We start from the raw sequence: 24,941 nt of genomic DNA on the forward strand, positions 1-24,941 counted from the left end.
TCTTAATGGACATAAAAAAGACCCGCCCTGTTATCCAGGACGGGTCTTTCTAAACTTACAGTCCAGCTTGAGCGCGAACTTCAGCAGCGAAGTCGACAACTTCTTTCTCGATACCTTCACCCACTTCGAAACGTACGAAGGCAGCAACAGTGGCATCAGCCTGCTTGGCGAAAGCACCAACAGTCACTTCAGGGTTCTTAACGAAAGGCTGTTCAACCAGACTGTTTTCAGCCAGGAATTTGCCGATACGACCGCCGATCATTTTCTCAACGATCTGCTCTGGCTTACCAGCCATGTCTGGCTGAGCCTTGATGATCTCTTTCTCTTTCTCAACGATCTCAGCAGGCATGTCTTCTGTGTTAACCACTTGTGGATTAACCGCAGCAACGTGCATGGAAACATCGCGAGCAACGTCAGCGTTACCGCCTTCCAGCTTGGTCAATACCGCAATACGGCTGTTGCCGTGCACGTAAGAACCAATCACGCCACCTTCAACCAGAGCGATACGACGAACGCCGATGTTCTCACCGATTTTCTGAACCAATGCCTGACGAGCCGTTTCCAACTCACCTTCCATCAGAGCAGCAACGTCAGTTTCTTTACGATCGAACGCAGCATCAACAACAGACTGAACATAGTTCAGGAAGTTGTCGTCACGGGCAACGAAGTCCGTTTCGCTGTTCACTTCAACCAGAACACCGTAGCTGCCGTCTTCTGCAACTTTAACCGCAACAATACCTTCAGCCGCGATACGACCTGCTTTTTTAGCAGCCTTCGCCTGACCGGATTTACGCATGTCTTCGATAGCAACTTCGATGTCACCATTGGCTTCAACCAGTGCTTTTTTGCACTCCATCATGCCCAGACCAGTGCGCTCGCGCAGTTCTTTTACCATTGCCGCACTAACTGCTGCCATGATTGATTCCTCTCAAATTGAAATTTTATTTTCCGCCTCCCTGTTAATCACTGGAAGCGAACCAGAAAAGTTATTTTCACATCGGAAAAAAGGGGGCAAAGCCCCCTTTTACTCCAAACTGTTTCTGTATTTTTATCGACAATGCACTCAGGTTACTCCTGACACTTTATCGATCTGCAATCCAGAAACCGTCTGGAGCAGGATCTCAAGAACCTCAGGCTTCTTCAGAACCTTCAGCAGCCGGTGCTTCAGATGCTTCTGCCTTAGGAGCAGCTTCTTCAGCTTTTGGTGCTTCAGCTACCTTTGGCTGTTCGGCAACTTCAACGAATTCACTTTCAGTGCCGGTGTTCGCACGAGCACGGCCTTCCAGGATCACGTCAGCAGCCGCTCTCAGGTACAGCTGAATAGCACGGATCGCATCATCGTTACCTGGGATGATGTAATCAACGCCTTCTGGGCTGGAGTTGGTGTCAACGATACCGATGACAGGGATGCCCAGCTTGTTAGCTTCCTGAATAGCGATGCGCTCGTGCTCAACGTCGATAACGAACAGCGCGTCAGGCAGGCTGCCCATGTCCTTGATACCGCCCAGACCACGATCCAACTTTTCCAGATCGCGGGTGCGCATCAGAGCTTCTTTCTTGGTCAGCTTTTCAAAAGTGCCGTCGCCACTCTGGATTTCCAGGTCACGCAGACGCTTGATGGACTGACGAATAGTCTTGTAGTTGGTCAGCATGCCGCCGAGCCAGCGGTGATCAACGTAAGGCATACCACAACGGGACGCTTCTTCACGGATGATCTTGCCAGCTGCACGCTTGGTGCCAACAAACATTACCTTGTTCTTGCCTTCAGCCAGCTTGCCAATGAACTGCAGGGCGCCGTTGAAAGCAGGCAGGGTGTGCTCAAGGTTGATGATATGAATTTTGTTACGTGCGCCGAAGATGAACTTGTTCATCTTTGGGTTCCAGTAACGGGTCTGGTGACCGAAATGCACGCCGGCCTTGAGCATGTCACGCATAGTGACTTGAGTCATGGGAATCTCCTGATTCAGGGTTATGCCTCCATACACCCCATGTGTTCGACCCGTCTCTGACTAAAGATAGGGCACCCGGAACCATGTGTCGGCGTACGTGAGATCTATGTAACATTCATTAATTTAGAGCATAAATCGCCCAGATAATTGAGCTTATTTATCCCCCGCCGCTCTTCCTCCGGTTAACCGGTAAGAAAAACAAGCGACGCTTTATACCATATCCAGAAAATATCTGAAACTTTTTCATCCAACTCTATCGTACATAAGCGACATAATTTCACGATAATCCATAGAAGATACAAACACGACAAACCATTGGGTAAGATAGCGCCTAAAAGAAATAGCATTAAGCTCGCAGGTCGGTAATTCTGCAGGAATTGCCGACCTACAAATGCAAACCTGTTTCAATAAAAAAGCCAGCATTTCAAACATCAGGAGCGTCACCTTGTCCAAGGCATACAACAACCTCGTAGAACGTTTCCAGAAGATTTACCGCTTACAACACCTAGGCTCCATCGCCGGTTGGGATCAGGCAGCCAATATGCCACCTGGAGGCAACAACGCCCGTAGCGCTGCACTGGCGGAGCTGAATACGCTGCTTCATCAGTTACAAACGGATCAGGCCATGGGGCAATGGCTCCAGGAGGCAGACAAAGACGTCACGGATAAAGACACCCGACGCTCACTGGCAGAAATGACCCTGGAGTACCAAAAAGCCAATATCATTCCGGATGATCTGGTGCGGGCTCAAACCCTGACCTCCAACCAATGCGAGCATGCCTGGCGCACCCAGCGCGCCGATAATGATTGGACCGGCTTTGCCAAAAATCTTCAGGAAGTCGTCAACCTCTCCCGCCAGGAAGCCACCATCAGAGCAGAGCACACCGGCACCTCAGCTTATAACGCGCTACTTGAACTCTACGAACCAGGGGTTAACACCCAAGCGCTGGACACGTTATTTGGCGACCTGAAAACCTGGCTGCCCGGTTACATCCAGCAAGCAAAGGACAAACAGGCCAGCCGTAAGACAATTCAGCCCACAGGCACATTCTCACAAGAAAACCAAAAAGCCCTCGGTCTGGATGTGATGAAATTGCTGGGCTTTGATTTTGATCACGGACGCCTTGACGTCAGCACTCATCCATTTTGCGGTGGGGTTAACGAAGATGTGCGCATGACCACCCGTTACAGCGAAGATAACTTTGTCGAAGCATTAATGGGCACCATCCACGAAACCGGTCATGCCCGTTACAACCAGAATCTGCCAAAAGATAATCCGGAGTTGCCCATTTCTTTTTACCGTTCCATGGGCATTCACGAAGGGCAAAGCCTGTTCTTCGAAATGCAGTTAGGCCGAAGTTCTGAGTTTCTTTCCTTAATACAGCCATTGATCGTCAAACATCTCTGCAACGGCAAAGAAGCACCATTCGCCTCTCTTGATAACCTTGAAAAGATTTACACCGAAGTTCGCCCGGGCTTTATTCGCGTGGATGCCGATGAAATCACCTACCCCGCACACATCATTCTGCGCTACGAAATTGAGCGGGATCTCATCGAAGGCAATATAGAAGTGAATGACATTCCCGATCTCTGGCAGCAGAAAATGAAAGATTATCTCGGGCTGGATGTCGCTGGTGATCACAAAAATGGCTGCATGCAGGATATTCACTGGCCAATGGGCGCCTTTGGTTACTTCCCAAGCTACACATTAGGCGCTATGACCGCTGCCCAATTATTTGCCGCCCAGAAAAAAGCCATGCCGGATATTAATGATCAGATCCGCCAGGGTAACCTGACACCAATTTTTGATTGGTTGAAGGAGAATATCTGGTCTCAAGGCAGACGCTACTCAACAAACGACCTGATGACGCGAGCAACCGGTGAGCCTTTAAACGCCAATTACTTTCAAGAGCACCTAAAACAACGCTATCTGTAGTATTGTCAGTAGCCAGCCCGGCATATCTGTGGTGAAATCGCCTCCATTGCTAGCAGTCCCAGAGGTTCACCCGATGCCGGGCATCAAATCAACACAGGTTCGACAGGTGCTTCAGGGGCTGGCCGCCCTGATCATTATCATGACAGGCATCAAACTGGGCAGCACTCTGGTCATTCCACTGCTGCTCTCTGCCCTGCTGACGCTGCTGGCCAACCCCATTGTTAATTTTCTACATCGCTTTAAAGTGCCACGGGTCATTGGCATCATTTCCACACTCATCGCTTTTGTTATTTTTGCCCTGTATTTCCTGGGCAATATCGCCAGCACCGTACGGGATTTCTCCGCCGCCCTGCCTGGCTACCGTGAGCAGCTGACAGAACAATTTCTGGCTGCCCAGGCCTATCTTTCAGAACGAAATATTCCACTGGATCTCAGCGCCATTACCGATTCCTTCGACCCCTCCGCACTGATCGGACCGCTAACCAATATGATTGGCACCGTGGGCAGCACCATGAGCTTTGCTCTGCTAATTATTATTGCCACTATTTTTATGTTACTCGAAGCGCCCCTGCTGCCCGGCAAACTGCGACACGCGCTGTCATCACCGGACCATGAACTGCAAAGCATGCGACGCTTCCTGCACTCATTTAACCGATACGTTGCATTAAAAACCCTAATCAGCATGATCACCGGTCTTCTGGTTGGCTCGATGCTTTGGGTAAAAGGCGTGAATTTCTATGTTCTCTGGGGACTGGTTGCTTTTCTCTTTAATTTCATCCCCAGTGTTGGCTCAATTGTGGCCGCAATCCCGGGCGTTCTTCTGGCGCTGCTGCAGTTTGGCCCCGGTGATGCCATGCTGATTATGGCGGGCTATCTGGCCATCAACGTAACCATCGGCAACGTGATTGAACCCAATGTGATGGGGCACGGCCTTGGATTGTCGCCTCTGGTGGTTTTTTTATCCCTGATTTTCTGGGGCTGGTTACTAGGACCGGTAGGAATGATTCTTGCCGTGCCTTTGACCATGTTTGTAAAAATCATGATGGAATCCTCCGCACGCTGGCGAAATGTCGCTATCCTGTTAGGACCAGACGACAGCATCAGTAAAACAACCACTGAAGCCTCTAACGTTGTCCGTTGTCCGTTGTCCGAATAAAAGTGGAGCCACCCATGCTTTTCCGGATCACGGACTGCGGATAACGGATAACGGATAACGGATAACAGTCTCAACGATACTTCAAGGCCTCAGTATATCTGGATCTTATTTCGGGACAGACCCATAATCATTTTTCATAAACAAGAATACGGTGGAGTGTTATATGGCATCGAATAACCCCTGGACTGACTGGGCTGAACAAATCCGCGCCATCGCCCAGAACGGACTCACCTTCTCCAGGGACGACTTCGATATCGAACGCTACCACCAGCTACAAAGCATTGCCCACGAAATGACCGCTTTACTCACCGACGCACCTTTAGACAAAGTCAATCACTACTTCCTACCCGAAAAAGGATACTGCACGCCAAAAGTGGACCTCCGCGGTGGCGTGTTTCTGGAAGACAAGATCTTGCTGGTGCGAGAGCGTTCCGATGGTTGCTGGACACTCCCTGGCGGCTGGGCCGATGTCTGTGAACCACCTTCAACGGGCGTCGAAAGAGAAGTACTCGAAGAATCTGGTTACACTGCCAGAGCCATCAAATTGGTAGCATTAAGAGATACACAGCGTCACCCATACCACCCTCGCAGCCCCCATCATATTTATAAAATGATATTTCTCTGCGAATTAACCGGTGGATCGCCTAAAGAAAATATCGAGATCTCAGAAATCGGTTTTTTTGATGTGAATGATCTGCCCGAACTTTCTGAAGGCAGAACCCTTCCTCGAGATATCAAACTGTTACTTGAGCACAAAAACGCACTTGAGCTACCTACCGCGTTTGATTAATTCAACGTCTAACCTTTACTCAATATTGGTTACCCCTGCTGACAAGGATGTTATACCAATGGCGTTTTTTAATTGTGGAACGAGCAAGCTATTTTGGGCGACTGGGCAAGGCGAAGAGACGAGTCATAGCCTTTACGCCCTGTGGGTGGTAGCTATGGCGAGGAACTTCAACGCAGATCCAGTCGGTCAAAATAGCTGCGCAGCCCATAATTTAAAAACAGAATTGGTATTATTACTTCTCAACAGACCCTAAGCAGTTTCCAGAAAAATGAATTCAAATCAGCCCATACAGCTAGCCGCTTTTCAAGCCGCGGCAATGGAGTACAATCGCACCCAGGATCGGAATGAATCCATCATCCTGCACATTCCGCAATTGTTAAAAGCACTCTGGAAAGGATTTACCAAACAATATTCCGTCAGCATTATTGAAGCCAGAACATTTATTAATGACCCTCGCCATAAAAACTCATGGACTAAAGACTTTCTGAAACGCGCTCTAACCGATCGAAAAATCAGTTTACAGCCCCTTTCAAATAGAAATATTTTATCCGATTACCACGAAAAACCCGGAAACAACAACAGGCACGATAAACGCTCTACAGGGCTACCATTCACTGTCTTTAATGCAACGACAGATACTGGAAAACCCTTTACCGCACAAATTCTTAATGGATTACCCGGGTATGCATTAAGAAAGCTTGGATTCACGGATAATCAGCTGGCGCAGATGAAAAAGGTGACCAAAAACCAGCCCCTTTCTTTTCTTGCTGCTCGTCAATTATTTCCAATCACCCATGAGGATTATAAAAAACAGAACAACACCGATGCTTATATCCTTGGCCAATCCATGAGCAAAGTAAAAATGGCTTTAGTAAAGCTCCCCGGACAGACAGAACCCATACTGTGCGCCGCAAAAAAAGCACAACCAGGTAATGCGTTTGCGGACGAGGCGGCCGTTAAACGAGAAATAGCTCTGCAAAACCAATCTGGTTGCGCACCAAAAGCCCATGGTTATACCAGCACTGTCAATGCAGCAGGAAAAAAACAGTTCATTATTTTCATGGATATCGCCAGAGGCACTGGAGCAGGAAAGCTAGGGCATGAGAATGCCGCTAAAAAGTTGCTACTGGCCAACGACGTGTTAACTACTTTATGCCGTGTGCATCATAAAGGTGTTTACCTTCTCGACATCAAAAAAGATAATCTCATTTTCAGTGAAGATGACAAAACTCAGCCCATCGATTTTGGACATGCTTCCGCAAATCCATTAAATACAATGTTCCATTACAACAACCCCTATCTAGCCACTAATTTCGCACCTGAGTGCGCTACCAGCCAGCAAAACCTCTGGGAAACAAAACGAACTCATATCCATTCGCCAAAAGCTGACATGTTTGCCGTTGGTTCTTTCCTCACCAGTTTTCTGGGCGACAGACAATTATTTGCAAACGGCTATTGGGTACCTATGCCACCGGATGCCCCCAAAGATAATCTGCAAAAGGCCAGGAAAATCATTGGCCCAAAATACGAAGTAGTACCGATACGCAGCGGCAATGATTTACAAACACTGATCGATAACGATCTGAAGAAAATCACTCTGCACCCAGAAGTGAGAACCTTGATAGCAAAAATGCTAAAGGTTGATCCGTCTCAGCGAATTGATGCTGAAGATGCAGCAAGAGAGCTGAATCAAATTATTCAAAAAGACCAAACGCCACAATGGACAACAAGAGCCTCACTACCAACCCACCATAACCGCTTGCACAAAATGCCATAATCAGCCAAAAAGCTGATTATGGCGATAATGAAAATCAGGCCGTTCCACCTACGGTAATTTCATCAATCTTCAGGGTTGGCTGGCCAACCCCAACAGGCACAGACTGGCCATCCTTACCGCAAACGCCAACACCAGGATCAAGCTCCAGATCATTTCCAACCATGGAGACTTTATTCATCACATCAGGGCCATTACCTATTAACGTTGCGCCTTTCACCGGCACTGTCTTTTTGCCATTTTCAATCAACCAGGCTTCACTGGTCGAAAACACAAATTTGCCCGAGGTAATATCCACCTGACCACCACCCATGTTTTCCACATAAATGCCTTTTTCGACAGAGCTGATAATCTCTTCCGGACCATACTGCCCTGGTAGCATATACGTGTTGGTCATTCTCGGCATAGGCAGATGGGAATACGACTCTCGACGCCCATTACCCGTGGACTCAACGCCCATCAGTCGGGCATTCAGCTTATCTTGCATGTAACCTTTGAGAATACCGTTCTCAATCAGCACGGTATTTTCTGTCGGCACCCCTTCATCGTCCATATTCAACGAGCCACGGCGACCACCTAACGTACCATCATCCACAATCGTACAATGGGGAGATGCTACCCGCTCACCGATACGACCGGCGTAAGACGAAGAACCTTTACGGTTAAAATCACCTTCTAATCCGTGCCCTACTGCTTCATGGAGCAATACACCGGACCAGCCAGCGCTCAGCACCACCGGCATGGTGCCCGCCGGTGCGGCGACAGCCTCAAGATTGATCATGGCCTGACGCACGGCTTTTCTGGCAAACTCTAGACCAGCGTCGTTCAATAAAAATTGCAGATAATCACCACGACCACCACCGCCAGCCGAACCTCGTTCAATTCGCCCGTCTTTCTCTGCAATAACACTGACGTTTAAGCGTACCAATGGCCGAATGTCCGCCGCTAACGTGCCATCAGAAGCCGCCACCATCACCACCTCATGCACACCCGCCATGCTCACCGTAACCTGCTTTACGCACGGATCCGCCTTACGGGCTGCCTGATCAAGCTTCTTTAACAGGTCCACTTTATCCGCACTGGTTAAAGAATCCAGCGGGTTTGAAGCACCATATAATGCCAGTGGCTGGCTGCGCTGCCAGGCTTGAACCTGCTTTTGCTGACCAATACGGGCAATACTTCGGGCCGCACCCGCCGCCTGCTCCAGCGCAGGTAGAATAATTTCATTGGAATAGGCAAAACCGGTTTTCTCACCACTCATGGCGCGAACCCCAACGCCGCTGTCGACGTTAAAGCTACCTTCTTTGACGATGCCGTCTTCCAGCACCCAGCTTTCATGGCGCATGGATTGGAAATAGAGATCAGCCGCATCCACATTGTGGCCAAGTATGCTGTCCAGAATCCTGCTGAGCTCCTGATCGCCAATATTGGCAGGGGTCAGCAGTTGATCACGGGCGGTGGTAATAATATCGGACATAATGAACGGCTCACTCCGGGCTGTTTTTTTATTGCAGTATTTATTCGCAAATCCGAATCGCTGTGCACCATTCTATATCAACATACTGTTTGCGGGAATGATCAGTCACAACTCAAGCCAGATAGTTGGAAAAGGAAAACGGGGTTACAAATTCTAAGCTGGTACGTGCATTCCTTCTGGCATTGGAACTATGAGGGATATCTTATTGTCTGATTACTTCGAGATATATGAATTACACTAATAGCATTCAGGAGGTGCCTTGTAATGATGCCCAACCGACCTAGTGATCCACATCCAAATATATATCATTGTGACCCTAATTTTTATAATGCTAATGCTAGCAAGCCAGGTCACGGAAGTGACAAAGTGCAGCCCCCTCCTCCTTTTTTAGGGTCATCAACTTCTGACATTGACCCGCAAAAGCCAAAGCTGGGTGATCGAAGCGCAATGATCTTTACCCCCCACAATACACAGAGCCGCACCGAGAAAGTGGAGGCACGCACCATTGGCCCACAACACTTAAGTTTACCAGGTCAATCTAGCGGTCTGAGAAATAGCACAACACCCGGCAGTTCAGATTCTAAAAAGGTTTTTTGTGTTTCTACGTATCTTTTCGAAAGCGGCGCAAATTCAAGCCACGGCAAAGAACCAGACTCCCCACCCAAAACCGATAAAAGCACAACGACAGCCCCGTCAGCCAGTGAAGAGCATTCAACCCCAATCCAATGCCACCTGTGCTATCAAAACAATGGAGAAAACAGTCACTTTTTGCCAGAAAAACCCCCGATGTACAGATATGGTTCCACAGATAGCAATCTATATGTATGCAACAGTTGCTATGAAAATGATATCGAACCGGACGGACGCATCCTTACCGAACCCAGAGATCCACCCGGGCAAAGATCCTTCTATATCTTACCGGGAAATACCCGTACGGAATGCTATCGGTTAAGCACCTTTTTTCACTTCCCCGCCAACACACCGGTCAACCCCAGAGATCTGGCGAAGGCTGGCTTTTTATATACCGGCTATAAAGACCGGGTAAAATGCTTTGAATGCTCACTCTGCATAGATAGCTGGCTGGAGGGCGATTGGGTGCAGGGCAATGATGCAACTACGAAACGATGGCATAGGGAGACGTGCAGTATGATGCTTGGCGAAAACACAGAGAATGTGCCATTTGCTAATAGTCTATTCATGAGCGCCGACAGATCACGCCCCCAAACTGCCAGACCCTGGACTCAGCAACCAACTAGCAGACCTTTGCCTTTGCCTCCAACTCCAATTGCCAACCCCGGGTTCACGGCACCAGCAACCGCAAGCTCTACGTCTCAACGACAACCACAACCAAACGAAACACGCAATTTACCCATCCCTGACTCAGAACGCCCCACAGCCCCACCTCGCCACAACATTATCCAAAGTCCGCAACGCCCTAACGAAGAGCAACGGCGAAATCTGGCGACTCTCTTCCCGTGCCTATACCCCGCAAATGCTCATATGAGAGGTGAAGGCAGACGCCTCGAAACATTTGATCGGCGATGGACCGGTCGCGTGGCCGCAACTACCCAGCAAATTGCCGAGGCTGGTTTTTTCTATATCGGTGACAGAGATCGGGTCAAATGCTGGTACTGCAATGGCGGTTTGCAGAACTGGGAGCCACAAGACGAACCTTGGAAAGAGCATGCCAAATGGTTCCCTACCTGTGACTTCTTGCTGAGTCAGATGGGCACCGACTTCGTCCATAATATAGTAGCCCAATTCCCGCACTTACCAAGACAACGGATAAATAATCCACACGCTGGTATTTTAAATAATCGAAGAAGGACACCATCGCCTACAATCATTGATCCTGCAGAGGAAATGCAGAAAATAGAGGGCGCCAAAACGAAACTTAAGGTGACGCTGAGCGGCTCGAGATTCAAAAATGTGTTTCCGAATAATACGGCAAAAGATACGGCAATCGAATGCATGTACGACAGGTGCAGTGACACTGAAAGTTTCCTTAGGGTAGCTGACATATCCGAAAGCGAACTGTTTGTTAAAATATTTAACTTTGAAGGCGGTGATGCAGTTTGTTCCGTCTATGGCAATGATCAAAAATGCAACACGCATTCGAACGAAGCTAACCCCGAATTGCCAGAAGAGGCACCGTTAACAACCGGTGAACCAGTGCCTGGCTCCTCTGCCCCCCGTGAGAATTCATCACCTTCACAGATGTGCCCAGAGGTGACAGGCTCCGCTATGCAGTCAAGAATCCGAGAACTAGAGGATGAGAGAAAGTGTAAAATATGTCTGGACAAACCTGCTGATATTGTATTTACACCCTGCGGCCATCTATGTGCTTGCGAGAGCTGCACTGGAGCTTTAAGGAAATGCCCTATTTGCAGAATGAAAATAGAGAAAGCCATCAAAACCTACGTTTCATAACAAGCCAGCCAACCACTGATTAATCGGCTCAAAAACCCAGAAACGCGGATACACCGGTATCCGCTTTCGCTTTTCCCACTTATCTGCTGCTGATCACTCGTACTCACTGTCGTAAGTACACTTGCGAGTTTACTTTAAACCACCACAAATCAAAAATAGCCGCAAAATATCGACTTAAATCTCTTTGGAGTGTCAGCGTTGACCACACTGCCCCAGTTCAAACCCGGACGGTTTGCTATCCCTCTCGTATTATCATTATCAGCATTGCTGATCACTGGCTGCCAGCAAGAAGCCAGTGATGTGGTTGCTGCACCGGTAGTTCAGCCCGCTCTGACAGAAGTCATCACTCCGGGGGCCAATGATGACCTTACCTTCAGCGGTGTCATTCGCGCATCCGAGCGTGCGGAAATCTCGTTTCGCATTAACGGCCTGCTCACCAATATTCTGGTGGAAGAAGGTGATCACGTTAAGCAGGGCCAGACTTTGGCCGTTCTGGATTCACGCGATGCTCAGACCAACCTGAAGTCCGCAGAACTGGAATTGCAAAACACACAAGACGATTATCGTCGTGCAAAAGCCATCTTTGAAAAGAGTCGCGCTATTTCGAAAAGTGATCTTGATGCGATCACCACTCGCTACAATCTGTCCTCCAATCATGTGGATGAAGCAAAGCGTCAGTTGGAGTACACCACACTGAAAGCGCCGTTTACCGGTGTGATTGGCCGCAAACTGGTGGACAACCATACGCAAATTCAGGCTAATGCCCCGGTACTGATTCTTCACGATCTCAACGATCTTGAAGTGGTGATCAATATTCCAGATCAAGTGATGTTATCTGGCCTTAATCAGCGCTCAGCGCTTGCCGAAATTTCTGGTATTCCAGAACAGACATTCAGTTTGTCAGTACGCACTTACGCCACCGAAGCAGACCCAATTTCTCAAACCTATCCGATCGTGCTGGGGTTTGATGACCTGAAAGGTTTCCGTGTTCTTCCCGGCATGGCGGTAAAAGTCACTCCAACCATCACTGACAATACCACTGTTACAGGCTCTGCTATCTCCGTGCCACTCACTGCGATTGTGCCAGATAACCAAGGCAAGCAATTTGTCTGGATCGTTGGCAGCGACAACAAAGTAGTGAAGCGATATATCGAACTGGGCAACCTGAGTAAGAACCGCGTCTTCGTTAACAAGAATCTGTCGTCTGGTGAGCGCGTGGTGATCGCCGGTGTTTCCAGCCTGAGAGATGGCATGGAAGTGCGTCCGTACTCTGAACAGAGCTATGAACAGAGCTCTGATGAAAAAACCGAATCAGCTTCTCAGAAAAAAGCAGGAGCCTGATCCATGGATATCGCACGCTATACCATAGCCAAGCGAACCAGCATTTGGGTGATCATCGCCCTGACGCTGATCGGCGGCTACATCAGTTATTTAAAACTTGGGCGCTTTGAAGACCCGGAGTTTGTTATTCGCCAAGCGGTGATCAACACGCCCTACTCCGGAGCGACTGCTCAAGAAGTGGCTGACGAAGTCACCGATGTCATTGAAGGTGCTGCACAAACCCTTCAAGAGTTGAAAGAGGTGAAATCCGTGTCCAAACAGGGCATGTCGGAAGTCACCGTTGAAATTAAGCTGGAGTTTGCCAGCAGCTCCGCAGATCTTCAGCAGGTCTGGGACAAACTGCGCCGCAAGATTGGTGATGTTCAACGACAACTGCCGTCCGGTGCCGGGGCTTCCATCGTTAATGATGATTTTTCCGATGTGTACGCTCTGTTCTTTGCCGTCACCGGCGAAGGTTTTACCGATAAGCAGTTGCAGGATTATGTCGATACCCTGCGCCGTGAAGTGGTTCTCGTACCCGGCGTTGCGAAAACAACGACACTGGCAGAACAGCAAGAAGCGATTTTTGTTGAGATTTCCAGTGAGCGTATGGCCCGCTTTGGACTGTCCGTAGAAAAAGTGCTGCAGGCCATTCAAAAGCAGAATCTGGTCACCATTGCAGGCACTGTGGAAACCGACTCCATGCGGATTCCGGTCATTCCTTCATCCGCTATTGATTCATTTGATGATCTGAAAAACCTGCAAGTCGTTGTAGGTAACGACAACACCGTTCTGAAACTGGGTGATATTGCGGATGTCACACGAGGCTATCAGGATCCCGCCTCGATGCTGATGCGCTATAACGGCGAGCGTGCGGTTGGCTTTGGTATCTCCAATATCACTGGCGGCAACGTTGTGGATATGGGCGATGCGGTGAAAGCTCGACTGGCAGAATTAGAAGGACAACGCCCACTGGGTATGGAGCTGAACGTCATCTCCATGCAGTCCGATTCTGTTCGTGATTCCGTTGCCAATTTTATCGATAACTTGATTGCTGCGGTTGCCATTGTGTTTGTGGTGCTGCTGCTGTTTATGGGGCTGCGCTCGGGCATTATTATCGGTTTTGTATTGCTGCTAACGGTTGCTGGTACCCTTTGCATCATGCTGATCGAAGATATCGCCATGCAGCGTATCTCTCTCGGCGCTCTGATTATTGCCCTGGGCATGCTGGTAGATAATGCCATTGTGGTGACGGACGGTATTCTGGTTCGTCTGCAACAGAATCCGAACGAAGACCGCATGGCGCTCGCTTCCGAAATTGTTAAATCCACACAATGGCCACTGTTGGGCGGCACCGTGGTGGGCATCTGTGCATTCAGCGCCATTGGCCTGTCACCGTCGGATATGGGTGAGTATGCCGGCTCATTGTTCTGGGTCATTCTCTACTCCATGCTCCTGAGCTGGGTGTTTGCCGTCACCGTTACCCCCATGCTCTGCCATGATTTCCTGAAGGTAAAGACGACAACAGCAGGACAGCAACCCGGTCCTATGGTGTCCGCCTACAAAGCGCTGTTAATCTGGGTTCTGAACCATAAACTGATCAGCTCCGGTTTACTGTTGGCTACCATGGCTATCACGTTATGGGGTGTGCAATTTGTACCACCGGGATTCATGCCGGAGTCTCAACGGCCACAATTTGTTGTTGATGTCTATTTGCCACAGGGCAGCGATATCAAACGTACTGAGGCCATTGTTGCCAGCATAGAACAAGATGTGAAAGTCAAAGCAGGCATCAGCAATATCACCAGCTTTATAGGCGGCGGTGGTCTTCGTTTTATGCTCACCTATGCACCGGAAGCTCGTAACCCAAGTTATGGTCAACTGCTGGTTGATATTGATGACTACACCAAAATAGCGCCTCTGCTTGGCGAACTTCAGGCCGAACTGGATGCCAAATACACCGACGCGTCCATTAAAGTGTGGAAGTTTATGCTCGGCCGTGGTGGCGGTAAAAAGATTGAGGCTGGCTTCAAAGGTCCGGACAGCAATGTTCTGCGCCAACTGGCAGAGCAAGCTAAAGCCATTATGCTAAACGACAGCAACCTGATTGCTGTTCAGGATGACTGGCGACAGCAGATGCCGGTATTGCGTCCGGCGTATCTCGAAGACGAAGCCCAGCGATACGGCCTCACCACGCGAGAAATCAATCAGGCTATCTCGCAAACCCTTTCTGGCCGTAACGTGGGTGTTTACCGGGAAGGCGACGATCTGATTCCGATTGTGATCCGTGCACCAGAAGGTGAACGCAACCATCGTCGTGCCATCGAAAACACCGAAGTCTTCAGCCCAACGACTCAACAGTACATACCGGTCAGTCAGCTGATTGATACTGTTGATGTCGTTTATCAGGACGCTATTCTTCGTCGCATCAATCGTATGCCAACCATTCTGGTTCAAGCCGACCCGGCACCGGGCATTGCCACTGGTGATGCATTCAATAATGTACGCCGTAAAATTGAAGCCATTGAACTGCCTGCGGGCTATGAGCTGATCTGGTATGGAGAATACAAAGCCTCCAAAGACGCTAACGAAGGTCTGGCCATTTCGGCACCCTATGGTTTTGCAGCCATGATCCTTGCGGTGATCTTTATGTTCAACGCCATCCGTCAACCACTGGTTATCTGGCTAACCGCGCCATTGGCTCTGGTGGGTGTGACTGCCGGTTTGATCCTATTTCAGACGCCGTTCGAATTTATGGCCATTCTCGGTTTTCTGAGTTTGATTGGTATGATGGTGAAAAACGCCATTGTGCTGGTTGATCAGGCTGATGCTGAAATTAATGCAGGCAAAGCCGCGTATTTTGCGATTATTGATGCCGCCATCAGCCGTGCAAGACCAGTACTGCTGGGTGCTTTAACCACCATTATGGGCGTGGCACCATTGCTGATAGATCCATTCTTTAAGAGCATGGCAGTGACTATCATGTTTGGTTTGTTGTTTGCGACCATTCTGACGCTTGTGGTTATTCCATTGTTTTACGCCATTTCCTTCCACGTAAAAGCTGAAACTGTCTAAAAAATGGTTAAGGGAAGGTCTTCTGACTTTCCCTTAACCAGCATCGTCTATATTTCAACCATTGAAAAGCGACTGCCTAAAACGATAGGATGCCTTCGACGTTTACAAAAATACGATAATAATGGAAGTAATATGAAGTTTCGGCCCTTGCTTTACCTGCTCCCCCTTTTGTTTATCACCAGCGCCCATGCACAATGGCAATTGGAGAAGGAACAGTCGGAGTTTTATTTCACATTTATCAAAGCATCCTCAGTCGGCACCGTCGGGCGGTTTGAATCTTTTGATGCCCAGGTATCCAAAGAAGACGGCAAAGCAAGCCTGACCATTGACCTTGCCAGCTTGAATACGGATATTGAAAAACGGGATAACCGCCTGAGAGATGTTTTCTTTAACGTTACCGAGAACCCAACTGCAAATGTGGAGATTCACCTTGGCCAAAACATTTTCCAACGCCTCAGTGTTGGTCATTCAGAAAATGAAAGGGTGTCGGCAAAGGTAACCTTGAATGGCAAAACCAGACGTTTAAGAGAAAACGTCAGCGTTACCATGCTTGATCAAAACACGATATTGGTTACTAACACCAAACCAGTGCTGTTGAATGTGGAAGACTTTGGTCTTTTATCCGGCATTAAGGCCTTGATCGATCTTGCAGGCGTAAAAAGCATATCAACGTCTGTCCCCATCACCTTCAAATTACTGTTTAAGAAAAATCAGTAAAACACGGTATTCAGTAGGCTATTTGAGAGCCTGCTCCGTCTCCTGATTCTTTCTTGGTTTGTTGGTAAACAAACCATCCAGTGTCATATTCGGATCATCGAACGCGCCTTTGATCCGATACCTGATGCTGGCCAGCTGATCCACCTGCTTGCCCACCAGCTTATCAGCAAGATAAATGATGCCAGCTACCTGTGGTGCTGTGCCCATTAATACGCTGAGAATCGGAAGGTTCGACGACACCGGCAATGTTACAACCAGGCTGAGATCAAGCGTCTCTTGACGTGTATTAACCGTACCATCCAGCTTAAAGTTGGATGATGGACCTTCTAGCTCCATGGGTGAATTAAAGGTAATGACACCTCGATTAAACTTAAGATTGGCCTTTAATTTATCGAAACTGACACCTGACGAATACAGATCAGAGAAATCCAACTTCAAACGCCGAGCCAGGGTTTCTGTATTAAAGATGCCAAACAATTTCAACGCTTCTGAGGACGCATCCAGTTTCTTTAAACGCCCTTTTTTAAACACCACATCAATATCACCCTTAAGCGAAGCCACTCCAATGCCCGCGGGTGAACCTTCCCAGTTAAGGTTGCTGGTAATGCGACTTTCTTTCGCTTCAAGCCAGCCGGAAAAGCCCAGTGCTTTTTGCAGTTCCTGAATTTCCGAGCCTTTCAACGATGCCTGAACCCATGTTCGTTGCTCACCATTGGTTTCAATCCAGTCTGCCAGACCACTGAGTGTTAAACCCGATAACGTGCCCTGAAGATCATTCACTTTCAGGCCATCCTGAGCATGGCGCAGTTTGAAAGCCGCTTTGGCCGGTGCTCGATCACCAATCTGAAAATGTTGAATATTGACATCCACATTGGGCAGGGTTGCTGGATTTACATCAGCCAGTGGGTCAATCAATTCACGCTCATCGTCGTCTGTTTTTTCAGTCGCATTACTATCCGCTTCAGCCAGGTAGAAATGGTCCACATTCAGACGCCATGGTGTGGAATTCTGATTGGGAATCCAGACAAAACCTTTAGCCATTTGACTATCAAAACCAATCTGCATACCCACATGATGTTGATACGGTACCGATTGTTGTAATGAAACGGCAACATCGAAGAATTGGTTATCTCCGTACGTAAGGGAGCCAATGCGTACATTATCCACTTCTACCCGGGAGGCCAGTTGTTGCTCTCCGGGCTTGCCAGGCTGCCCGGAAAATTCCTCCTTCCAGGGAAGCAGATCAAGCTGTGGCAACAAACCGGTAATAACAAACCGGCCATCATCCGGCAGATCCTGTTTTAGCGTCCCTAATTGATCATTACCCAGAGTAATCAGCGCCGATTCCGGAATAAAACCTTTCCCAATCCCCATGGCAAGTTGTCCCATATTTTCCAGAGACACGTTCAAACTATCTCGTTCAGTACCCTGAGTCAGTGACAGGTTAAACCATGAAGCGACATCGGCAGGCTTACCAACCGGTGGGGGCAATTCAATTTCGATACCTTTGAGATTACTATCAATCGTCAGTGCAATGCCTTCACCATCATAATGAATATCCAGCCTACCGTGATAGTCTGCAGCACCTTCTAATAGACTCAACCAATCTTGATCCAGCCAGGTTTGCAGGCTGGTAACAGATATTCGGCTAGACCAATCTATGGTCGTCAACAGAGGCGTTTGCTCATCCCCTGTGGAGTTGATAGCGGACTTCTTGATAGTGGACTTGATGATTGCCTTGACTGGCTCATCAAACAGATTGCCTGACAACTGTTGTGAAAAGAAACCTGTCGTCGAGTTAAAGGATACGTCTCCCTGAATATCACTGATATGAATGCCCTGCTCAGGCAGGCCAAATTCAAAATCCGTGACCTGTGACTGGATATCAACAATCGAACTATCCAGGTTATTCAGAGGTAATGACAAACCTAGCTCAGCTTCCAAAGCGCCATTCAAGTGCCACTGTTCAGCAGCGCCCTGCATTAATTCATTGATGGGCGTTTTGGTCAGAAAGTGCTTCAGGGTATTACCATCGCCCTTAACCAAACCATTAATATCCAGCACCAACCCTTCGTTCAGGGGCAGCAGAGCGTGAATGTTTTTCAATTGACCGCCGGCAGATTCCGCTTGGTTGGCAATCACCTCCACTTGATCATCATTCACAAACACATCACCCTTAAGGCCAGTAATCACAGGCCATTCAGGTGCGTATTGAAGATCAGCATCCAGCAGATCGAAATACAAACCCCATCGATTGTCTAGAGGACCATCGACGCCCACTAACGCGCCGTTATAGATAAAGCCACCGGAGGCGATATCGCCTTTTTTAATGGCGGTATCGAGCCAATGTACCAAACCTGCGTCCATAGGAATCAGCGCCGGTAGATATTTACCGGTATGCCGCGCATCACCATTGGTCATGCCCACGGTTAGCGCCATATCAAGAGAGTCGCCGGCCTCAGCAGTTAACGGAATATCAAGACGAAGCTGGCCTTTCAAATCGCCTTCCGGACCGGTTAATGAAAGGTCGTTGGATTTCAGAACGTACACATCATCCACAACATCCCAATAGATTCGCCCATCCGCCGTCGTATAGTGCCAGGTTTCACGAAAGAGCTTAGGAAAGCCCAGCTGAAAATCTTCACTGCCCAAATCCAGGTAGCCTTTCAGCAAACTCATTCTCAACTGGCCGCTGACATTCCCACCGGAAGGTGCTCCCTGCCAGGCATCAACGGAAACATTGTTGAGTGTTGCGCTTAAATCAAAATCAAAGGGCTGTCGGGAGGGAAAGATACGGAGCGCCAAATCCTGCAAATCACCTTTAGGGTTTAAGGTGTCAATCAAGTTTGTCACTCCTGCTGGCATCGGAGCAACATCCACCACCAAACGTTTCAGCAGATCAAGGTTCAGATTTTCTGTGGCAACTGTGATCGTATAATCATTCAGACGACCACCCGTGAGATACCAATTATTGGTCCATTGATAATGATCGCCATTACTGAGGAAATTTTCTAAATGAACGTTGTTCAGCCAGATTTGCCAATGAGTGCTTAAGTAGGAGGACTGATGCCCCTGCATAAATAACTCGGTACTGGCCACCAGACGACTTTCGCTATTAAACCGATCCTGATAGACCAGCGAAGGCATCGATAATCCACCCCGCACCTGCCAGGCACCGCCATCAAAGCGCCATTGCAAATCAGCTGCCACCAAAGCACTGCGCAAGCCGTCCTCACAGCCGGACCAGAGTACGCAGAGTTGCTCAACATCCAGATCGGCGGCATTTATTTTGCCTTGCCAGCGGTAGAAGCCCGCTTCATCAGAAGCAACCGAAAGAAGCCCACTACCGTTTATCTCCAGAGCACCCTCTTCTACCTCAACTTTGGCCTGCAGATCTTTTTGCTCATCATCCGTGAGCACCCTCAGATAGCGACCAACAATACTTTGCTGCTCACCATCCGGGCTTTGCAGGTTCAGACGAACATTTTCAATATCCACCATGTGCTGCAAAGAAAGCCACCGCAGCAGCTTGCCATTGTTCGGCGTCGTCTTTTCGGTTCTCAAAGAAGATCCAGCGATGCTTTCAACACCGGACATAGACCAGCGGGCACCATCGCCTTTCACAAGATCAAGATAAGCCCCCTGAATCTCAAGGGCATTAAATACCAGAGAGCGATTCCACAAGGTTTCTCTGAGGTTTAGCTCCATATCAAAACGGTCGACTCGAAAACCCGCAAATTCGGCCTTTTCACCTTGCAGCTCCAAGCCACGAAACGAAAGCAACGGTTCTCCGCCATTCCATTGAGCAACAACAGATTCCAACTGAAGCTCTGCATTCAGATGTTCTTTAACCAATCGGGAAAGTTCTGGTTGAAGGTTTGGCAAACTACTGAATAAAAGCCTGCCAAGGGCGACAAAAATCACCAGCAGGGTGAGCCCGGTAAACAGGAGCCTCCAGCTCCACTTCATCAGCCACATCACAATCTTATTTAACAAAGTGGCCCTGCCCTGAGTTAAAACGAAAACTGCCTGAGAAACAGGCAGTAGAAAAGAAACGAGTAGGTGATTTTACCGCTAGAAACCCGGTTTATACCAGCACAACATCAAATTGCTCTTGCGTATAAATTGATTCCACCTGGAAACGAATGGGCTTCTTGATAAACTCCCCCAGGTCAGCCACGTTATTGGATTCTTCTTCCAACAAGCGATCAATGACAGTCTCAGAAGCCAGTACCATATAACCCTCACCGTCATAGGCGCGCTCAGCCCGGAGAATTTCCCGAAAAATTTCGTAACAGACGGTTTCTGCCGACTTTAATGTGCCACGTCCCTGGCAAGTAGGACAAGATTCGCAAAGCACATTCTCCAGGGATTCCCGGGTTCGTTTGCGAGTCATCTCCACCAGCCCCAGCTCACTGACACCGGTAAAGTTGGTTTTGGCGTGATCCTGCTCCATGGCTTTTTCAAAAGCCCGCTGCACCTGTCGCTGATGCTCCGTGTCTTCCATATCGATAAAATCGATAATAATAATACCGCCCAGATTACGCAGACGTAGCTGACGGGCAATCGCCACGGCCGCTTCAAGGTTGGTTTTATAAATGGTTTCTTCGAGATTTCTATGGCCAACAAAGGCGCCGGTATTCACATCAATGGTGGTCATGGCCTCGGTTTGATCCAAAATCAAATAACCACCGGATTTTAACTGGACTTTTCGACTTAACGCTTTGTTAATTTCATCTTCAACACCAAAGAGGTCGAAGATCGGTCGCTCACCGGAATAGTATTCCACCCGACCATCAATTTCCGGTACCAGTTTTTTTACAAACTTTGATACTTTTTCAAATGTCTCTTTTGAATCTACCCGAATCCGTTCGATATCCGGGTTCACCAGGTCACGCATGGTTCGCAAATGCAGAGGCAGGTCTTCATACACATTGGCCGGCGCTTTGCTTTGCTTAATATTTTCTTCAACCGATTCCCAGAGCCTGCGCAAAAACAGAATGTCCGCACCAATTTCATCGGCACCAATCCCTTCAGCGGCCGTTCTCAGAATAAAACCACCCGCGCAGGTTTCGCCTTCTGGTGTTTTCAGGCACGACTCCACCAACTCCCGAAGCCGCTCCCGCTCTTCAACATCTTCAATTCGTAAAGAGATGCCCACATGATTATTCTTGGGCATATGCACCAGATACCGGGCAGGAATAGAGATATGCGTGGTCAGCCTGGCACCTTTAGTGCCTAACGGATCTTTTGTGACCTGTACGACCAGAGACTGACCTTCATGAACCAGTTCATAAATCGGTCGCTCCTGAACGTCGTCGTTGTGCTTTTCCTGTCGTGGCGAGATTTCACTGGCGTGAATAAATGCCGCCCTTTCAAGACCAATATCAACAAAAGCCGCCTGCATGCCTGGCAGCACACGAACAACCTTGCCTTTGTATATGTTCCCCACAATCCCCCGACTGCGGGATCGTTCCACATAGATTTCCTGAAGTACCCCGTTCTCAACCAGAGCCACCCGAGATTCCATGGGGGTGATATTCATAAGAATTTCTTCACTCATCCCAGTCCCTCTATCCTTTTAATGCATTGACCAATATTTCCTTTCGTTCACATCGCGACAAGGACGCATTGGTCAATACACCGCCAGATGGCTGCATACCATTTCTGCTTTTAAATCATGGGCTGCGCAGCTATTTTAAGCTGCAACAGTATTAGATCATAACAGCATTTCCCTACCTGTTTTTTGTTCTTCAACAATTTATTATCAAACAATTACTTAACGATTACACCAAACGGGTACATCAAACTCTGATAACAGCCTTGCCGTTTCCATCAACGGAAGGCCAACCACCGCTGAAAAACTCCCTGCAATACTGGCCACCAACACGGCACCATAACCCTGAATAGCGTAAGCACCTGCTTTATCAAAAGGCTCGCCAGAGGCAATATAGTCATTAATCAGTTGATCGGTCAGGTCATTAAAGACAACTTCCGTAGTCACCACCTTAGAAACTGTCCTTTCTCCATCAGACAAGGCGATCGAGGTCATTACCTGATGCTTCTGACCCGACAACAGCTGCAACATTCGTCGAGCGTCGTTTTCATCCTCTGGTTTACCCAGAATCTGTCCGTCAAATACCACGGTTGTATCGGATGCCAGCAACGGGCGCTTTTCATTTTTCGACTGCAATAACTGCTGCCATCCCGCTATGGCTTTTTCTCTGGCCATACGCAACACATAATCGGAAGGGGCTTCTCCTTCGATCGGTGTCTCGTTAATGGAGCAAACTATCTTTTGAAAAGAAACACCGATTTGTTGGAGCAATTCAGCACGGCGGGGGGATTGGGAGGCCAGATAAATCATCACAAACCTATGGGTGTAAGTAGTTAGCCACATGAAATCATATTTTCTGACCGAATGGACAGCCACTCTCGGCAACTTGCTCCTGCGCTGCTCTACCTCCTGCATCCATGCAGTCGTACTGCGTTACAACTCCGGTCACATAGCTACGGCTATGCTCCCTAAGTTGTGCCTTGCATAGCAACTATCCACTCGGCCAAAATTATTCGATTCCAAATGGCTAACTACTTATAGAATTAAACAACCCGGAAATAACGTCTTAAAAAACGCAAACCGGACATCATCCATGGCCAGATCAACGCACTGGAAATTGAAGGCAATAAGTACCAGACCGATGGAATCGTACCGCCCAGAGCACTGCGCAACCATACTAACAATATCTGATAGAAAGCGATCAGGAGGAACACCATAAATGATTGCTGCCACATGGGAAACAGTCTAAGCCGTCGATGCATACTGAGCACCACAAATGCCAGAACCAATAACCCAAGAGAGCTGAGACCGAACATGCTGCCCTGAAAAACATCCAGCAACAGCCCGGTAATGAAAGCAAAGAACAAACCAAAGCGATCGGGCAATGCCAACACCCAGTAAATCACCACAATGGGCACCCAGGCCGGGCGTATTAGAGACAACCACTCAGGTAACGGCATAATACTGAAGATGGCCGCCGCTAACAGCGTCATCCACACCACCCAGTGGGCATTTGGCTGCTGTATCATGGTTCGTCTTCCTTACTGCCCGCGCCATCTGCCTCTGGCTCGATTTTCAGATCCGGATTCAAATCCGCCATTTCTTTTATTTCCCGGAACACCAGAAGCACCACCCGGCTACGATTCACTTCCGCCAGTGGCTGCACCTTAATAGACGCAAACGCCTCCCCCGGCGTGTGTTCCACTTCCGTCACCACGCCCACTGGATAACCTTCTGGAAAGATGCCCCCCAAACCAGAGCTGGTCATCAGATCACCTACAACAAAGTCTTCTGTCACCGGAATATGAAGCAACTCCATCCGATCCGTTCTGCCAGAGCCTGCAGCCACCGTCCGATACTTTGTACGATTATTCTGAACAGGGACTTTTGCCGCCTGATCCGTCAGCATCAATACCCGGCTGCTCAATGGGCTGACCTCGATCACCTGCCCCATAACACCGTGAGCATCGAGAATCGCCTGGCCTGGATACACCTGATCCATCTCGCCTTTATTGATAACCACACGATGCCGGAAAGGGTCCGGATCCACACCCACCACTTCAGCCACCAGAACCTGCTCATCCACCAGCTCCGATGAGTTCAGTAATTCACGCAGCCGGATATTCTGTGCCGTCAACGAGGCCAGTTTCTGGACTTTTTGTTCGAGGATAAGGTTTCTGGCTTTAAGGCGGGCGTTTTCCTGGAGCAAATCACTGCGAGACATGACTAATTCGGAGGCCGTACCCCAAACTCGCCCGGGTAGGTCAGCAAGAAACAAAACAGGCGTAGCAGCAACCGATAACCATTGCCGAACCTGTTGTAAAGCCCGATAGCTGTGATCAAAAAACAACAGCGCCAGCGATAAAATAATAAGAAAAACAAATCGGGTAACCAGCGACTGGCCTTGACTGAAAATCGATTTAATGACCTGCTCCTTACCAGGCTAGGAGGCTGACCGAGAATAGCGCCCGTAGCGAGGATGGTAGAAAATTGCGGATAAAAATTCTGTTTTGTGAAGTGAATAGTGGTGCTATTTGCTGAACAAAACAGAACTTTTAGACCAATTTACTACCACCGCAGTAGGGCAACCTATTATTGGTCAGCCTCCTGGGAGCCTTTCTGACTTAGCCGACCGTAGCGAGAAAAAATCCGGTTTGCGTCAGTTTTTATGCTGATTTGAGGCGAATAGCCCAGCTATTCAACGAGAAGCAGCATAGAAAATGACCAAATTCGGTTTTTTTCGCAGTAGGTCAGTGGTAA

16 protein-coding genes are annotated in these 24,941 nt (G+C 48.6%); 8 read left to right on the forward strand and 8 right to left on the reverse strand.

Annotation, left to right across the window (positions count from 1 at the left end; all coding sequences use genetic code 11):
* Positions 1 to 55 precede the first annotated feature (55 nt).
* Positions 56 to 916 carry a translation elongation factor Ts gene (tsf, locus tag Q1B11_RS03330; protein ID WP_299727465.1) on the reverse strand — a complete coding sequence of 287 codons (861 nt, stop codon included), beginning with the start codon at positions 914 to 916 and terminating at the stop codon, positions 56 to 58.
* A 214-nt stretch (positions 917 to 1,130) separates the two neighbouring features.
* Positions 1,131 to 1,949, reverse strand: coding sequence for a 30S ribosomal protein S2 (rpsB, locus tag Q1B11_RS03335; protein ID WP_299727468.1), 819 nt, complete (start codon positions 1,947 to 1,949; stop codon positions 1,131 to 1,133).
* 445 nt (positions 1,950 to 2,394) lie between these two features.
* Here rpsB and Q1B11_RS03340 point away from each other — a divergent pair, with 445 nt between their 5' ends.
* From Q1B11_RS03340 to Q1B11_RS03355, 4 genes are all read left to right on the forward strand, one after another.
* The gene (locus Q1B11_RS03340; RefSeq protein WP_299727471.1) at positions 2,395 to 3,885 is read left to right on the forward strand and encodes a carboxypeptidase M32; all 1,491 of its coding nucleotides are present in this window, start codon (positions 2,395 to 2,397) and stop codon (positions 3,883 to 3,885) included.
* A gap of 73 nt (positions 3,886 to 3,958) precedes the next feature.
* Complete coding sequence (locus Q1B11_RS03345) at positions 3,959 to 5,041, forward strand: AI-2E family transporter (protein ID WP_299727474.1); 1,083 nt, start codon at positions 3,959 to 3,961, stop codon at positions 5,039 to 5,041.
* 163 nt (positions 5,042 to 5,204) lie between these two features.
* Positions 5,205 to 5,831, forward strand: coding sequence for an NUDIX hydrolase (locus tag Q1B11_RS03350; RefSeq protein WP_299727477.1), 627 nt, complete (start codon positions 5,205 to 5,207; stop codon positions 5,829 to 5,831).
* A gap of 268 nt (positions 5,832 to 6,099) precedes the next feature.
* Complete coding sequence (locus Q1B11_RS03355) at positions 6,100 to 7,608, forward strand: hypothetical protein (RefSeq protein WP_299727480.1); 1,509 nt, start codon at positions 6,100 to 6,102, stop codon at positions 7,606 to 7,608.
* Between the two features lie 34 nt (positions 7,609 to 7,642).
* On the opposite strand, the gene tldD is transcribed toward Q1B11_RS03355, so the two are convergent.
* Positions 7,643 to 9,082: a metalloprotease TldD gene (gene tldD, locus Q1B11_RS03360; RefSeq protein ID WP_299727483.1), complete on the reverse strand. Its 1,440-nt coding sequence runs from the start codon at positions 9,080 to 9,082 to the stop codon at positions 7,643 to 7,645.
* Positions 9,083 to 9,868: 786 nt separating this feature from the next.
* Between tldD and Q1B11_RS20420 the strand changes: the two genes are divergently transcribed.
* From Q1B11_RS20420 to Q1B11_RS03380, 4 genes are all read left to right on the forward strand, one after another.
* Positions 9,869 to 11,512 carry an RING-HC finger protein gene (locus Q1B11_RS20420; protein ID WP_366139432.1) on the forward strand — a complete coding sequence of 548 codons (1,644 nt, stop codon included), beginning with the start codon at positions 9,869 to 9,871 and terminating at the stop codon, positions 11,510 to 11,512.
* Positions 11,513 to 11,710: 198 nt separating this feature from the next.
* Positions 11,711 to 12,853, forward strand: coding sequence for an efflux RND transporter periplasmic adaptor subunit (locus Q1B11_RS03370; protein ID WP_299727486.1), 1,143 nt, complete (start codon positions 11,711 to 11,713; stop codon positions 12,851 to 12,853).
* 3 nt (positions 12,854 to 12,856) lie between these two features.
* Entirely contained in the window at positions 12,857 to 15,907 is a 3,051-nt protein-coding gene (locus Q1B11_RS03375) for an efflux RND transporter permease subunit (RefSeq protein ID WP_299727489.1), read from the forward strand.
* Between the two features lie 132 nt (positions 15,908 to 16,039).
* A complete protein-coding gene (locus tag Q1B11_RS03380; protein WP_299727492.1) occupies positions 16,040 to 16,624 on the forward strand; it encodes a YceI family protein in 585 nt (194 codons plus the stop codon).
* A gap of 18 nt (positions 16,625 to 16,642) precedes the next feature.
* Here the strand turns inward: Q1B11_RS03380 and Q1B11_RS03385 are convergent, their stop codons facing one another.
* From Q1B11_RS03385 to mreC, 5 genes are all read right to left on the reverse strand, one after another.
* Positions 16,643 to 20,620: a YhdP family protein gene (locus Q1B11_RS03385; RefSeq protein WP_299727495.1), complete on the reverse strand. Its 3,978-nt coding sequence runs from the start codon at positions 20,618 to 20,620 to the stop codon at positions 16,643 to 16,645.
* Positions 20,621 to 20,711: 91 nt separating this feature from the next.
* Positions 20,712 to 22,187: a ribonuclease G gene (gene rng, locus Q1B11_RS03390; protein ID WP_299727498.1), complete on the reverse strand. Its 1,476-nt coding sequence runs from the start codon at positions 22,185 to 22,187 to the stop codon at positions 20,712 to 20,714.
* A gap of 216 nt (positions 22,188 to 22,403) precedes the next feature.
* Positions 22,404 to 23,024 carry a Maf family protein gene (locus Q1B11_RS03395; protein WP_299727501.1) on the reverse strand — a complete coding sequence of 207 codons (621 nt, stop codon included), beginning with the start codon at positions 23,022 to 23,024 and terminating at the stop codon, positions 22,404 to 22,406.
* Between the two features lie 200 nt (positions 23,025 to 23,224).
* Positions 23,225 to 23,710, reverse strand: coding sequence for a rod shape-determining protein MreD (gene mreD, locus Q1B11_RS03400; protein WP_299727504.1), 486 nt, complete (start codon positions 23,708 to 23,710; stop codon positions 23,225 to 23,227).
* A complete protein-coding gene (gene mreC, locus Q1B11_RS03405) occupies positions 23,707 to 24,606 on the reverse strand; it encodes a rod shape-determining protein MreC (RefSeq protein ID WP_366139433.1) in 900 nt (299 codons plus the stop codon). Before mreC ends, mreD begins: the two co-directional genes overlap by 4 nt.
* Between the last annotated feature and the right edge of the window lie 335 nt (positions 24,607 to 24,941).

The sequence above is a fragment of the uncultured Endozoicomonas sp. genome, assembly GCF_947495845.1.
In the GTDB taxonomy this organism is placed as follows: domain Bacteria; phylum Pseudomonadota; class Gammaproteobacteria; order Pseudomonadales; family Endozoicomonadaceae; genus Endozoicomonas.